Origin of the sequence: Corynebacterium lehmanniae, assembly GCF_043161975.1 — a bacterium.
Classification (GTDB): domain Bacteria; phylum Actinomycetota; class Actinomycetes; order Mycobacteriales; family Mycobacteriaceae; genus Corynebacterium; species Corynebacterium lehmanniae.
Window position 1 is genome coordinate 1,115,403 of the sequence record NZ_CP170998.1, and the last position, 14,381, is coordinate 1,129,783.

Here is a 14,381-nt window from a genome sequence, read left to right on the forward strand (position 1 = left end):
GGGGTTCGACGACGGTTCGCGCCGCCAAGGAGAGCCTTGCCGGATGGATTGCCGAGAGGGACAACGAGGGAGACAACACTGGCGACGGTGCATACTTGGTTGAACCACGCTCGTTTCTGATGATCGGCCCATGTGCGATTTGTGTGCCGCGCCCAAGGCAACCGAATTGGCTCGAAGTTCCGTAGCTTTGAAAGTTTCCGCTCGAACCGCAAGTCACCGGAGGTGCTCACCTTTGACGAGCTTGTCGAGCGTTCACGGTGGAGCGTGGAGCTTGCCGAGAGGTAGGAAGAGGCGGAAGCGGAATTTCCTGACTTCCCGCTCTAAGGAGCGCTCCTGCTCACGTCATATAATTGACTTCTGTTGTGTAACCGGAGTCGGAACCCGGTGTAACCGGGGTGTAGCCACGAACCCGCTACAACTGGTCGGGGAGTTTACTGAAAGCTCCGAGCAGGGGTTCTGGTTTCTTTTCCCGTTCAATTCAGGAAACGCTGCCAGATTTAACCCTGCTTTCAAATCGGGTGACTTTCGGAGAGACTGACCCCGACAACATTCAATCTGGCGCGAAATGATTCGCCGGCGTGCACAATCGGGGTTCTGCATGCCGGTGAGGAACTAATTGTGGTTCAATTAACCCTAGACTCCACAGCCCGAACAGTCGTGGATAATGCCATTACCGGAAGGAAGCAGGTGCATGAACGATGACTCTCAAGATGATGAGCGCCGCCGGTCGAGCACGCCGCCGGGGAGTGGACGTCATGGAGACGAACCCTCGCCCGCTGCGAACGCAGGCACGCATGAAGGCCAACGATCCCCGGGCGACGATTTACAACGGGTGGAAAGTGACGTTCAACGCAATGGACAAGAGCATTCGGACGGTTCTCCCGGCGAAGTAATTGACGCTGAACTCGTCGAGGAGGTCACCCGCCAGATTGCAAGTTCCGCGTACCTGTGGAGTGCCCCTGCACCAGCACCGGAGACGCTGGAAGCTTACCGACAAGTTGACCCCACTTTTGCCGATCGTGCAATGCGAATGGCGGAACAAAGCATTGCAGCCTCGAACCACGAGAAAGAGTGGCTTGCCAAAGGGGATGTGGACGCTCTCAAACGTGGTCAATACTTGAGTTTCGGCATGTTTCTGGCCTCGATCGGCGCTGCCTTGGCCGTTTACTTCGGCGGGGGTTCTGAGTGGCTGGCTGGTGTCTTCCTCGCGCCCCCAGTTTTTCAATTCCTAGGAAAGTTTGTCAGGACTGTTCGCAGGGAAGAAGATGACAACCTCGAATGATGCGCAATCTCTGACCTAAGGCGGACCGAAGCCCCCGCCTTTAATTCACCTCTAAGCGAGCTCGTCCCATTCGGTGTCGACGAGCACGTGGCCGCCGCTGTCCATGGCGACAGGCGGCAGCACTTCCACCGGCGGCAGGCCGTACGACATGAGCATGCGGGCGAAGGAGCGGTGGCTGGGGCTGCGCTCGTCGATAAGCTCTTCCGCTTCCATAATCACCTGCTCTGTGACGACGGTGAGGCCGCGCCAGAAGTCGTCGCGGCTGCCGCTGTAGGTGAACGCTATGTAGCGGGTGGAGGCGTCCTCGACGGTGCCGAAGGTGTAGTCGCAGCCCGGCTCGAGGGCGTCGGCGGCGTGCAGCTTGGCTACCTGGAGCAGGGTGAGCAGAGGGTTGTCGCGTGGGTCGATGAGCACGAGGAACTCGGCGGGAGCGTCGCTGCCGCGCCAATGGTCGACTTCGGCGCGAAGCATGCCGGCGGTCATGTTGGGGTTCGAGTTAGCGATCATCGGCGGTCACCTTCCACTGCGGCGGGATGCGGAAATTGCCATCGCCCAGATGGTGGTCCTTCCAGTTCGCAATTGCGCGTGTCCAGCGGCCCGGATCGGTTTCTTTCCAGCTGTGGTCGCGTTCGATGGAAAGGTGCGCGTCCAGGAGGCGGGTGGTCGCGTCGGTGACGTCGTCGGCCAGGGTGTGGGCGAAGTCGCCGTCGAACAGCTGGTCAGCCCAGCGAATGAACGGTAAGAACAGCGGGTCAGCGAAGTCTTCGCACGGCGGGTCGATGACAGTCCCGTCCGGGAGGTACACGTAGTCGATGACGTGCTGGTTTTGCGCCATTTCCGTCTCCGCAATGTCCATCAGGCGGATCAGGCGCGACGTGTTCAGTATCAGCGCTCCGTCGAACTCTTCGCCGTCCACGCGTGTGATCCAACCGGCATTGACCAATCGCTCGATACATCCTTTGAGCGGAAAGTTGGGTTCGCGCCACCAGGGACGCTCATAGGCCTCCTCCGGGATGTAGTGGATCATCCCGATGCACCCGCGGCGGAAGTTCCCGTGGCGATCAATGATCTCGCCGGTGTAGTCATCGGCGTATTTGCTCACATGTGCGAGGGCCGTTTTGTCTTGGTACTCCAGTGATGGGGTCATCACCTGCATCACTGCGTCAGAAAGTACTTCTCCCAAATGGTTCTCCTTTGAATCCGTCGTTTTTCTAGACCGATCAGTACGGTAAGACCCGCTAGGGGAATTGTCAAGAACATATGTTCGACATAGTAGGTGCCGGCAGGAGAACTTGTTGACACGTCACCATGGCGCGCGTAGCATCACTCTCGTTCCATAGTTGACCCATCAACAAAATTCGAAGGAGACAATCATGCAGACCGGTACCTACACTCTCGACCCCGCCCACTCCTCCATCGGCTTCACCGTGCGCCACGCCATGGTGACCAAGGTCCGCGGCGAGTTCACCGACTTCGACGCAACCGTGACTATCGCGGAGGAGCCGTCCGCAAGCACCGCTTCCGGCACCGTGCGCACCGCGAGCGTGGACACCCGCAACGCCGACCGCGACGCACACGTGCGCGGCGAGGACTTCTTCGCCGTCGAGCAATACCCGGAGATGACCTTCACCGCCACCAGCTTCGACGTCGACGCGCAGGGCAACGGCACTGTCACCGGCGACCTGACCATCAAGACCACCACCAAGCCGGTCACCTTCGACGTCGAGACCTTCGGCGTCGAGGAGGACCCGTTCGGCAACACCCGCCTCGGCTTCGAGGCCCGCACCACCATCAACCGCAGTGAATACGGCATCGACTTCCAGGCGCCGCTGAACTCCGGCGGCATGCTGGTCAGCGAGAAGGTGGGCATCGAGATCGAGGGCTCCGCGATCAAGCAGTAGCTTCTCGACGAGCACTCCGCTCCCCCACCCACTAGAATTTCAGTCTGTGCTGAGCAGGAAAACCTTCATGTCCGCCACGGCAGTGGCGGGCTTTTCTGCGTTGGTGGGGTGTGCCGGCCCGCGGGGCACCACAGGCATAACTGTGACGGAGACGGCGACCACGACGGTCCGTGAGACGGTGACGGCGTATCCCGGCCCGGAGCGCTACGCGGGCCGGGTGCCGCAAGCGTTCGGGACTTCACTGCGCGGCATCGTGGAGACGGTGCCGGTGACCCCGGGCAGGCGCACGATTGCGCTGACCTTCGACGCCTGCGGCGGGCCGAGTGGTTCGGCCGTGGACCAGGGGTTGATAGACGCGCTGCGCGAGCATGCCGTGCCCGCAACGCTGTTTTTGAGCGCCACCTGGATCGACGCGAACCCGGAGGCGACGCGGAACTTGGCGGCGGATCCCCTGTTCCGCCTGGAAAACCACGGCACTCGCCACCTGCCGCTAAGCGTCAACGGCCAGGCGGCTTACGGCATCGCGGGCACTGCGACGCCTGCGGAGGCCATCGCGGAAATCGACGGCAACCGCGCGCTGCTGGCGGAATACGGGGTGGATTCGACGTGGTTTCGCTCAGGCACGGCCCACTACGACAACGTCGCCGTCCACATCGCCCGCGAGCGCGGGGTACAAATCGCGGGCTATTCCGTCAACGGCGACGCTGGGGCGACTGCGGCGGCGGGCCATGTGGCGTCGACAATCATGCATGCCCCCGACGGGGCGATCGTGCTGGCGCACATGAACCACCCCTCCTCCGGCACCGGGCCGGGTGTGCGCCGCGCGCTGGAGCAGCTGCGCGGCGACGCGGTGCGGTTTACGTTCCTCGACGGGAGCGGGCCCTAAAACTCGGCCGGCATGATCATCCAGGCCACGCCGTAGGCCAGCAGACCCGGGAACAGGCCGATGAGTGCGAGCAGGACGAAAACGACGCGCACGACGGTCGGGTCCACGCCGAGGTACTGGGCGATGCCGCCGCACACGCCGGCGATGTACTTGTCGGTCATGGAGCGCTCGAGGCGCTTCGGGGAGTTGCCGGGGTTGATGTTCTGCGGGTTGTAGGGGTTGGACATTGCGGGGTCCTTTCATGCTCGGAATTGGTGCGTCCTATCCAACCCCCGTTCGCGGAAGCCCGCAAGGACGGGCGTCGTGCAAAACCGTGTTAGCACTGGCGAGTGGGTAGTTCTTGGGCGCCGACTACGTCGGCGAAGAACTCGCGGATCTTATCGGCGCGGTCCTCGTTGAGGTGGTCGAAGATGAGGCGCCGGACGGTTTCGACATGGTCCGGAACCGCGTCCTCGAGATGCGTCATGCCCTGGTCCGTGAGCGTGACCAGAACGCCGCGGGCGTCGCCGGGGCACTTGCTCTTGGTCAGCAGACCCCGCTTTTTCATGCGGGTGACCTGGTGGGAGGCGCGAGAGCGGTCCCAGCCGAGTTCCTCGCACAGCTCGCGAAGGCGCAGGGTGCGGTCTTGCGCCTCCGACAATGCGACGAGGACAGAGAATTCAGACGAAGAAATCTCGCTGCCCTCTTGGAGGCGGTCGTCGATGGTGCGGGAGATCTTGTTGAATCCGGCCAGGATTAGCCGCCACAGTTGCTGTTCTTCGTCGTCAAGCCACCGCGGTTGTGTAGTCATACCGGCAGATCCTAGCCCATGGTCGCGGTTTTCAACTCGTCCATGGAGTACGTGCGCGCGGCGGCGACGCGGTCGAAGCGCTGCGGGAAGCAGGTCAGCACCAGCACCTGCGACGTCTTCCCCACCTGCGAAAACAGCGAGTTCATGCGGGCGAGACGCTCCGGGTCGGTGGCGCCGAGGGCGTCGTCGACCACCACGGGCACCGGCGTTGTTTCGCCGGAGGCGGTGACTAGGTCAGCGATGGCGAACCGGGTGAGGATAGCCAGCTGCTCCTTCGTGCCGCCGGAGAGCTGGTCCAGCGGCACGCTCACCCCGTCGACGGTGCGCTCGGTGACGGTGAGGTCGTCGCCGAAGTTGAAGTCCACGGTCGGGCCGAACAGCACGCGGGCGTGGTTACGGATCGCGTCGTTGAACGGCGCGGTGTAGCGGGCGCGGGCGGCGTCGCGGTGGGTGTGCATCGTCTCGCGCAGCAGGCGCACGGCGTCGGCGCGGCGCGTGGTGCGGGCCAGTTCGGTCTCCGCGGCGTCGAGCTCCGCGGCCGCGCGGTCAGCTTTCTCGGCGGCGCCGGCGGCGATCTCGATGCGGCCGGTCAGCTCGGTGATGCGGTTTTTGGCCTCGGCTTGGCGCTTCTCCAGGTTCTGCAGGCGCGCCTTCGCGCCCTCGAGCATCTGCTGGGCGATCTCCGGGTCGGCGGCCGCGAGCTCGGCGGAAAGCAGGGTGTGCGCCTCGTTTGCCTCGCGTTCCTGCTCGCGAGCGGATTCGAGACTGTCCTCGAGTGAGGTTTTCGGCGTGGTGGTCTCCGCCTGCGCCAGCTCGTCGGCGGCGTGGCTGGCCTCGGCCTGCTTCGCCTCAAGCTTGGTCTGCACGACGGTCAGCTCGCTTGCGGCGGTGCGGTCGGCGTAGGGCTTGAGCGCGGCGTCGGCGGCGTCGACGTCCTTTTCTGCCTTATCCAGCGCCTTTTGGGCGTCTTTTACTGTCAGCTCCGCGGCCTGCTCGGTGTCGGGCAGCTCGACGGTGTCGATCGCCTCGGCGAGCTCCTCGATCTGGGTGGCCAGGCGGTCACGCTCCGCAGCGAGCTCGTCGGCGTCGGTGCCAGCCAGCGCGTCGTCGCGGCGCTGGCGGGCGGACTTCACCTCTGCGTCGTGCGCCTTGCAGGCGTCCCGGGCGGCGCGGGCTTCGTCGACGTCCGCGCAGCCCAGCTTGGACAGCAGGCTGGCAAGGGCGTCCTCGGCCTTTTCCACGGCACGGCGGGGATCCTCCGCGCCCTGGGCGGCGCGGAAAACCACGTCGAAGTCGTCGAGAGTGAGGCGCGTGCCCTCGTAAACGGCGACGGACTCGGTGCCGTCGATGCCCACGCTTTCGCCGTCGACCTGGATGGTCTTTCCTTTGGCGGTGATCTCCAGTTTGGCGGAGGCCGCCTCGCGCAGGCGGCGCTGCAGGGTCAGTTCGCTTTCGGCCTGCTCCAGCTTGCGCACGTCCGCGTCCGTGACCTGCAGGGCGGGGGCGTTTTTCAGCAGGGTTGCGTAGGCTTCCTCTGCTTTGCCGATGAGGGTGAGTTGGTCGGTGACGACCGTGAGGCGTCGGGAAGCACGCACGTGGTCGCGGACATTTTCGGCGCCGCGCAGGGTGGTGCGGGCTGTGGCGAGGCGGGTCTTCGCCTCCTCGACCTGCGCCGTCAGCTCCGCGACCTTCTCGCGTTCGGCGTCGCGCGCCTCCTGGGCCGGAGCGAGCGCGGCCTGCAGGTCCTTTTCCTCCTCGCGCAGCTTGGCCACGCGCTCGGAAAGGGCGATGCGCTCGGCGAGGTCCTGCTCGGCGCGCTCCCTGGCGACGGTCGTGCGCTCGAGCTGCTCGGTTGCTGACTTGGCTTTCTCGGCGAGCTGTCTGGCCTGGGCGAACTCGGCTTCGCGCTCGGCGAGCTCCTCGTGGGCCTGCGGCAGCTCCATGTCCACCGCGCGGATTTCTTCTTCGCGGCGGGCCACCTCGTCCACAAACGTGGCGAGCTGCTGCACCTCAGCCTCAGCGGCGCGCAGTGTCTCGCGGGCGGTGTCCACTGCGTCGGACTTCGCGGTGAAGGAGGCTTTGGGCTTGGGTGGGGTCGCGGCCGTCCAGTAGCGGGCGTACTCCGCTTCGATGGCGGCCATGAGCTCGGTGTCCTCCTCGCCGGAGCTCTCGGTGCCGTTCTCCGCGTCGAGCGCCTGGGAAATCGACGGGATGCCGGCGGCGGCGATGCCCGGGTCCAGCTCGCCCTGGCGCAGGAACAGGGTCTTGGCCAGGCTGGTGTCCATCTGCTCGGCGATTATGCGGGCGAGCTCGTCGTCCGCCTGGCGGCCGGTGAAGTTCTTGTGCACCGGCGAGAGGATCTCCAGCTCCGAGAGCTTGCCCTTCAGCCAGCGCTTGTGGATTGTGAAGGTGGTCTCCCCCACCGTCGCGGTCATGGTGACCTCGGGGGACGCGTCGCGGCCGACCGGGGCGAAGATCTTGATCTTTTTGCCGCCGGCAGAGTGGCGCTCCTGCAGCACGGTGCCGATGGCGTCCAGGATGGTGGACTTGCCGGCCTCGTTCTGGCCGTGGATGACAATCACGCCGGTATCCGGCAGGTCGCGCAGCTCCAGGTGCTCGATGGCGCGGAAGTTGTCGATGACAAGGTCGTGGATGCGCATGGTCTAGCCCACCTCCTTGGACAGGCGGAACAGCAGGTTCACGGCGTCGCGGGCGGTGGCGTTGTCCTCGGCCGCCTGGCCGATCAGCTCCCGCATCGCGTCTTGGGCGAAGCCGGTTAAGGGCAGGTTTTCCATCTCTTCCTCGTCGGGCTCGAGGTGCAGGCTCATCAGCCGCTCGCGCGGGTAAAGCGCGGCGAAGACCGGCTCGAGCTCGGCGAGTTCGCGCTCGAGGGTGCGCGTGTCCTCTAGGCCTAGCGTGCCAGAAAGCGCGTACTTAATCACGGTGCGGTCTTTTTCCGGGTACGCCTTGAGGTCCTCGATCACCCCGGCCACGTCCTCGGCACCGGCGACCTCCCAGAAGCGGGCTTCGAACGTCCAAGCGCCGACCGAGACTTTCTCCACCGAGACGTCGGCGCGCCCGCCGCTTTTGTCCACGGTGACCACCAGCGCGTTGCCGGAATCCACCTCGCCGCCGGCAACACCAGGGGTGCGGTCGAAGTAGTCCGTGGTCTCCGGCGCACCGGAGTACCAGATCCGCTCCGAGGCGGTAAGTGCCGCGGTGGAGTGGGTGTCGCCCAGCGCGACGTAGTCGATCGTGCCCTGGTCGATGGCGGTGTCGAGCGAAGCAACGTCGATAAGCGAATGTGCCTCCTCTTCCCCGAAGCCCTCCACGGCGCCGTGGCCGACGAGGATGCGGACCGCCTCCGTCGGCTCTAGGTCGCGGATCGCCTTGGCGCACAGGTCCTCCGAGGCGTGCTTGGTTAGCAGCGGGGCGCCCACCACCTCGACACCCTCGCGCACGACCACCGGCTCCGAATCTGCGAGCACCGTGACGCCTTCGATCCCCTCGGTGCGCTGGAAGATGCTGTCCGCCACCAGCGGGTCGTGGTTGCCGGGCAACAGATAGACCGGCACGGGGAGCTTGCGCAGCGCCTCGAGCGCGCGGCCGAGTGTGGTCGGCTCGAGCGAGTTGTGCTCAAACACGTCGCCGGCCACGACGATGAACTCGGCGCCGCGGTCCTGGGCGATCTCCCCCAAGCGGGTGACGGCGCGGAGGCGTGCGTCGTCGAAACGCGACTGCGCTTCGAGCGACAAGAATTTTCGGCGCATGCCTAACTGCAGGTCGGAGGTGTGGATGAAGGTGGTGTGCGTCATGTCTTATACACCTACCACCGCGCCCGACACGCCAGCACGAACATTCGAACACATGAGCTAACGGGTGAGTTCGTCGTAGAGATCTTCGATGTCCGCCACGGCCCGCAACTGGTCAATGTTGGTGAACGACACGGTCTGCATCGCGCGGTGGAGCAGGTCGATGTCCGAATCCTCGATCATCGGCGCCACCTTCGGACGCGGCAGCTCTGGAAGCTCCCGGCCGGACCAGAAGTACTCCGAGCCGGGCTCGGCGTTTTCCCTGGCCAGGTCATCCGCCTGGTTGCGCTTCCGGTTCTCCAGCTCCTCCAGGCGCAGTCCGCGCATGGTGAAGATGACGCTCGGGTCCTTATCTATGAGCTCCGCGGTGCGCTGCGCCACGGCGACGGCGTGCTTGCACACGGCCGCGCCGTCCGGGCAGTCGCAGTGGAAGGTGACCTCCTGCGGAGTTCTGCACAGCAGAATCTCCAAGACATCCTCGGCGAGCGTGCCAGCCTTCGCCGCGGCGATGGACCCTGGCGCCCGCACGATCGCGCTGGTGGCCTCGCGGATCTCCTCGGCGTGGCGCCGCGGCAAGTACATAGCCACCCGGAACGGGTCATTCTGGCTGCCCACCACCGCCGCGCGCACACCGTGGGACACCGCCTGCAGCTCCACCACATGCCCGCGGGCGGCGTACTCCGCACCACGTTTCGCCCGGCCCACGTCGGTCTGGCGCACCGCGGCGTTGTAAATGGTCATCGCCGCAGGCGACAGCGACCGCGGACGGAACGTGCCGACGTCCGTGCCGCCAGTTTCCGCCGCGCTGGACACACGTTTGCGCGCGCCGAAGTTGGCGTAGATGACGTTGTTATCCTGCGGGCGCTTCTTCTTCTCAGTCATTTTGCCCCCTGTAACTGATCAATTGGGCGAGCTCCTCGGTTCCCAGCTCGGTGATCCAGCCCTCGCCCTGGCCCACCACGGCGCCGGCGAGCTGGGTCTTGCCGTCCAGGATGTCCTGGATGGACTCCTCCATCGTGCCGCGGGTGATGATCTTGTACACCGTGACGTTCTTCTCCTGCCCGATGCGGAACGCGCGGTCCGTGGCCTGATTCTCCACCGCCGGGTTCCACCAGCGGTCCAAGTGGATGACCATGGACGCCGCCGTCAGGTTCAAGCCGGTGCCGCCGGCTTTCAGGCTGAGGATCATCGCGCGGGGCCCGTCCGGCTGCTGGAAGCGCTCCACCATCGCATCGCGCGCGGACTTGCCCACGCCGCCGTGGAGGAACGGCACGTCCTCGCCGAGGCGCTCGGACAGGTAGGGCTTCAAAATGTCTCCGAACGCCTTGTACTGGGTGAAAATCAGCACACGCTGGTCGGACGCGGCGGCTTCTTCCAGAAGCTCCATGAGTTTTTCCACCTTGCCGGAGCGGTGGCGGCCTTTGTCGGTGACCGCGGAGCCATCGCCAAGAAAGTGCGCCGGGTGGTTGCACACCTGCTTGATGCGGGTAATCGTGGCCAGCACGAGCCCCTTTCGCGCAATCCCCTTGCGCTCGTCCAGTTCCGCCTGCGTGCTGTCCACCAGCGCCTTGTACAGCGCGGCCTGCTCCGGGGTCATGTCCACGGCGATGACGTGCTCGGCCTTGTCCGGCAGGTCCGAGATGATCGCCGTGTCCGTTTTCAGGCGGCGCAGGATAAACGGCGCGGTGAGGCGCTGCAGCCGCTCGCCCATCTCGTCCGCAAGCTCCGGGTCCCTGCGCGACTCGATGGCTTTGGCGAAGTGGTTGCGGAAGAAACTCTGCGAGCCCAGCATGCCCGGATTCACAAAATCCAGGATGCTGCGCAGCTCAGAAAGCTTATTTTCAATCGGCGTGCCGGTCAGCGCGATGCGGTGTCGTGCGGGAATTGCGCGAACGCTTTTCGACGACTGCGTGCCCGCGTTCTTGATCGCCTGCGCCTCATCCAACACCACGTGATCCCACTGCACGGACGCCAAATCCTTGGCGTCGCGCGCGGCGGTGCCGTAGGAGGTGATGACGATGTCGGACTCCTCGGCGGCCGCAAACAGGTCGTCGCCTTTGAGCCTGCCCGCGCCGTGGTGCACGCGCACGCGCATCTCCGGCACGAAGCGGGCGGCCTCGCGCGCCCAGTTGTTCACCACAGACGTCGGCGCCACGATCAGCGACGGGCCGCGCCGCGTGCCCTGCGCCTGCTCCACCGCGAGCAGGGTGAGCAGCTGCAGGGTCTTGCCCAGCCCCATGTCGTCCGCAAGCACCGCGCCCAAGTTGTTGCGGGACATGAAGTACAGCCAATCCACGCCGCGGCGCTGGTACTCGCGCAGCTCGGCGGTGACGGTGTCTGGGACGTCCACCCGCTCCGGCGCCGGGCGGTCCGTGCCGCCGACCAGGGAGGTGAACCAGGGCGAGCCGGTGAACTCGATCGGGCTGTCCGCACCCGCCTCCAGTGCGAGCTGGCGCAGCTCCGCGGCAGACACCACGCCCTCCCCCTCGGCGTTCTTGAGCCGCTCGTACTCGGCTTGTGCCTCCTCGGCGAGACGTTGCAGCTCCTCGGCGTCCTCGGAGCCGGCGGCCTCTGCGATGCGGGCGCGTTTGATGGCGCTGTCCGCCTCGCGCATGGCGTTTTCCAGGGAGGTGTCGTGCAACTTCTCCAAGTACTTAGCAGTCTTGGCCACCTCGCGGCTATCCGCCAGGACCCACTCGCCGCGCAGCTTGATCAGGCCGGACTTGGACTTGACCAGCTGGGCCATCTCTTCGTCCGTAAGCTCCACGCCGCCGATGGACAGCCGCCAGTCGTACTTGACCAGGGTGTCAAAGCCCATCATGGTCACGGTGGAGGAATCGTGCGGGTCCTGGTGCTCGCTGACCTTGAGCTTCGACGCCGTCTCCGCCGTCGCCCACGCGCGCGGCAGCAGCACCACAAAGCCGTGGGCCCGCAGGGTCGCGGCGCTTTCGCGGACGAACTTCACAATTTCGTCGCCGTTCAAGTACAGGTCCCAGTCGCCCGCGTTGGGGTCGAAGCCCTGGTCCACGGTGGAGCGGAACCGGCCGTGCTGTGCCGGATCCACCAGCGAGGTCACCGCGATTGCCCGGTCGAGCTGGCCGCGCAGGACGTCGGCCGTCTTCGAGTCGTAATCCCCCAGCCGCACCGGCCGCGGCGAATCCGCGCTGGAACGTACCTGCACCCGCACCGGCCACAGCGTGTCCGGGCCCGACTCCTCGGCCCCGTCTGGCGACTCCACAATGAACACCAGCTGCATGTTCACCGCCGTGATCGTGCCGTTCCAATCCCCCATCTGGCGGGCCAGCACCGCCCCGCCGCGGCGCAGCGGGATGCTGTAGAGCAGCGACTTCACAAAATCGTGCCATGGGTACGGCCTCGTCGCCGCCTTCTCCACCGCGCCCTGCAGGCGTTCCGTGGCGATCCAGTGCGTGAACATCTGCGCGCAGTCCTCGCTCAGGTTCGCGTTGTTCACTGTGAGCACACCCGGCGAGGCGGCGATCATCTCCGCCAGCCAGCTGCGCTCCTCCAGTCCGGTGCCCAACTGCCACTGCGCGTACCACAGCCCGTCGTGGTACGGCACGTTGATGCTCACGCGCCCCGCGCGCACGAACTGGGTCAGACCCCGATACATGCGCAGGATCCAGTACATGTCCGGCGCGACCGCCTCGCGCTGCGCGGGCGTTGCCGCCGGCGAATCCCCGTCCAGGTGCGCCAGGTTGTCCAAAAAGCGCACCGCATCCTCGGGCGCGAACTGCGCCAACGGCGCCCGCAAGCTGACGTGCCGGCCCTTCGGGGTTTGCAGGATCAGGGTATGGAAGTGGCGGAACCTTTGGTCGTCCAAAAGCGAATGCACGATCGGCGGAAACGTGCCGGGCGGCACGTCATCCATGGTCACAATGCGGTGTCCCTGTACGCGCTCAACCCACACCGAAAGCCCGGACTCGGGGAGCCACAGGCCATGGAGAAGGTATTCAGGCATACCCACCCTTATACCACCGACACCGACATCGCCCCCGCCGAGCGTTCGAACAAAATCTTTCAGCCCACACTCAGCCGATTCTGCAAATCAATACAGCGCGACGGAAGGATGCGTTACAGTGTGGCGAAACTTACACCGACCACCGACGTAAGGGAGTGCACATGTCCGACAGTTTCTGGCTAGTGCTTGCCATCGTCCTGTATTTCGGGGTGATGGTCGCCATCGGGTTCTACTCGTGGCGCAAGACAACTAAATACGACGACTACGTCCTCGGCGACCGCGGCCTCGGCCCGCTCGTCGCCGGCATCTCCGCAGGCGCATCAGACATGTCCGGCTGGCTGCTCATGGGTCTGCCCGGCGCACTGTTCGTCGCCGGCATGAGTGAGCTGTGGATCGTCATCGGCCTGTTCATCGGCACCTGGGCCAACTGGAAGTGGATCGCACCAAGGCTGCGCGCCTACACCGAGGTGGCCAAGAACTCGATCACGCTGCCCAGCTTCTTCGAAAACCGCACGCACGACACCTCGCGCGTGCTGCGCTTCACCTCCGCCGTGATCATCATCTTCTTTTTCACTTTCTACGTGTCCTCCGGCATGGTCTCCGGCGGCCGCTACTACGAATCCACCTTCGGCGGCGAATACATCCACGGCGTGCTCATCGTCGGCTCCATCACGGTGCTCTACACCTTCATCGGCGGCTTCCTCGCCGTGAGCTACACCGACGTTGTGCAGGGCGGCCTGATGTTCCTCGCCCTGATCACCGTGCCGGTCATGGCGCTGATGTCCCTGGACAACCCGTACGACATCTTCAGCTGGGCCACCTCAAACCCGTACGGCCCCTGGGAGCACGGCAACCCGGACTACTTCAACATGGTCGCCGGCGTGTCCGCCGCCACCATCATCGGCAACATCGCATGGGGCCTGGGCTACTTCGGCCAGCCGCACATCATCACCCGCTTCATGGCGCTGCGCTCCCCGTCTGAGGCGAAGGCGGCGCGCCGCACCGGCACCATCTGGGTGGCCATCTGCTACCTCGGCGGCATCTTCACCGCCCTGGTGGCAACCGTCTACTTCGGCCAGAAGTCCGCGTCCGTGACCGACCAGTCCGGCTACGAGACCGTCTTTTTGGACCTGGCCCGCATCATGTTCCACCCGCTGATCGCCGGCATCGTGCTCACCGCCGTACTCGCCGCGATCATGTCCACCATGTCCTCGCAGCTTTTGGTCACCTCGTCCGCGCTGATCGAGGACGTCTACCGCATCTTCAAGAAGAACCCGAACAACACCACCCTGCTCGTGCTCTCCCGCGCCATGGTCATCGGCGTGGCCCTGATTGGCATGCTGCTGGCTCTGAACCCGTCCGACACCATCCTCGGCCTGGTCGGCTTCGCGTGGGCCGGCTTCGGCTCCGCGTTCGGCCCGGTGGTTGTGGCGTCGCTGTACTGGAAGCGCCTCACCTCCCAGGGTGCGATCGCCGGCATGATCGTCGGCGCCGTCACCTCGTTTGTCTGGGGCTCCGTGGACGCGCTCAACGGCATCATTTACGAGATCGTCCCGGGCGTCATTCTGGCCACCCTGGCCATGGTCATCGTCTCCCTGGCCACCCGCCCGAAGGAGGGCGTGGAAGAGGAGTTCGACACCGCCGCGGCCGCCACCGACTACGCGCTCGCCCACCCCGACGAGGGCTTCGCCGCAGCGCTGCGGAACCGCGGAGGCTCCACCGCAGTCTAAG

Annotated in this window: 12 protein-coding genes; 4 read left to right on the plus strand and 8 right to left on the minus strand. The window is 65.3% G+C overall.

From position 1 onward, the window contains the following. Positions 1 to 691: 691 nt before the first annotated feature. The gene (locus ACF3NP_RS05330; protein ID WP_181888219.1) at positions 692 to 1,282 is read left to right on the plus strand and encodes a hypothetical protein; all 591 of its coding nucleotides are present in this window, start codon (positions 692 to 694) and stop codon (positions 1,280 to 1,282) included. Positions 1,283 to 1,333: 51 nt separating this feature from the next. On the opposite strand, the gene ACF3NP_RS05335 is transcribed toward ACF3NP_RS05330, so the two are convergent. Further along, positions 1,334 to 1,789: a hypothetical protein gene (locus ACF3NP_RS05335; RefSeq protein WP_181888218.1), complete on the minus strand. Its 456-nt coding sequence runs from the start codon at positions 1,787 to 1,789 to the stop codon at positions 1,334 to 1,336. Then, on the minus strand, positions 1,779 to 2,465 hold the full coding sequence (locus tag ACF3NP_RS05340; RefSeq protein WP_181888217.1) for a hypothetical protein: 687 nt from the start codon (positions 2,463 to 2,465) through the stop codon (positions 1,779 to 1,781). The genes ACF3NP_RS05335 and ACF3NP_RS05340 overlap by 11 nt, the downstream gene beginning before the upstream one ends. A 190-nt stretch (positions 2,466 to 2,655) precedes the next feature. Here ACF3NP_RS05340 and ACF3NP_RS05345 point away from each other — a divergent pair, with 190 nt between their 5' ends. Beyond that, positions 2,656 to 3,183 (plus strand): YceI family protein, encoded by a 528-nt coding sequence (locus tag ACF3NP_RS05345; protein ID WP_181888216.1) that lies wholly within the window; start codon positions 2,656 to 2,658, stop codon positions 3,181 to 3,183. Positions 3,184 to 3,250: 67 nt separating this feature from the next. Next, the gene (locus ACF3NP_RS05350) at positions 3,251 to 4,069 is read left to right on the plus strand and encodes a polysaccharide deacetylase family protein (RefSeq protein WP_181888215.1); all 819 of its coding nucleotides are present in this window, start codon (positions 3,251 to 3,253) and stop codon (positions 4,067 to 4,069) included. Here the strand turns inward: ACF3NP_RS05350 and ACF3NP_RS05355 are convergent. The 6 genes from ACF3NP_RS05355 to ACF3NP_RS05380 form a co-directional block, all read right to left on the minus strand. Further along, positions 4,066 to 4,296 carry a PspC domain-containing protein gene (locus ACF3NP_RS05355; protein WP_181888214.1) on the minus strand — a complete coding sequence of 77 codons (231 nt, stop codon included), beginning with the start codon at positions 4,294 to 4,296 and terminating at the stop codon, positions 4,066 to 4,068. The two genes, ACF3NP_RS05350 and ACF3NP_RS05355, sit on opposite strands and share 4 nt — an antisense overlap. 89 nt (positions 4,297 to 4,385) lie before the next feature. Next, a complete protein-coding gene (locus ACF3NP_RS05360; protein ID WP_181888213.1) occupies positions 4,386 to 4,859 on the minus strand; it encodes a MarR family winged helix-turn-helix transcriptional regulator in 474 nt (157 codons plus the stop codon). An 11-nt stretch (positions 4,860 to 4,870) separates the two neighbouring features. After that, the gene (locus tag ACF3NP_RS05365) at positions 4,871 to 7,519 is read right to left on the minus strand and encodes an AAA family ATPase (protein WP_392399019.1); all 2,649 of its coding nucleotides are present in this window, start codon (positions 7,517 to 7,519) and stop codon (positions 4,871 to 4,873) included. Between the two features lie 3 nt (positions 7,520 to 7,522). Next, a complete protein-coding gene (locus ACF3NP_RS05370; RefSeq protein ID WP_181888211.1) occupies positions 7,523 to 8,674 on the minus strand; it encodes a metallophosphoesterase family protein in 1,152 nt (383 codons plus the stop codon). Between the two features lie 57 nt (positions 8,675 to 8,731). Continuing rightward, entirely contained in the window at positions 8,732 to 9,553 is an 822-nt protein-coding gene (locus ACF3NP_RS05375) for an SWIM zinc finger family protein (protein ID WP_181888210.1), read from the minus strand. Further along, positions 9,546 to 12,650, minus strand: a complete 3,105-nt coding sequence (locus ACF3NP_RS05380; RefSeq protein WP_392399020.1) for a DEAD/DEAH box helicase — start codon at positions 12,648 to 12,650, stop codon at positions 9,546 to 9,548. Before ACF3NP_RS05380 ends, ACF3NP_RS05375 begins: the two co-directional genes overlap by 8 nt. Positions 12,651 to 12,811: 161 nt before the next feature. Between ACF3NP_RS05380 and putP the strand changes: the two genes are divergently transcribed. Next, entirely contained in the window at positions 12,812 to 14,380 is a 1,569-nt protein-coding gene (gene putP, locus ACF3NP_RS05385) for a sodium/proline symporter PutP (RefSeq protein WP_392399021.1), read from the plus strand. Position 14,381: the final 1 nt, after the last annotated feature.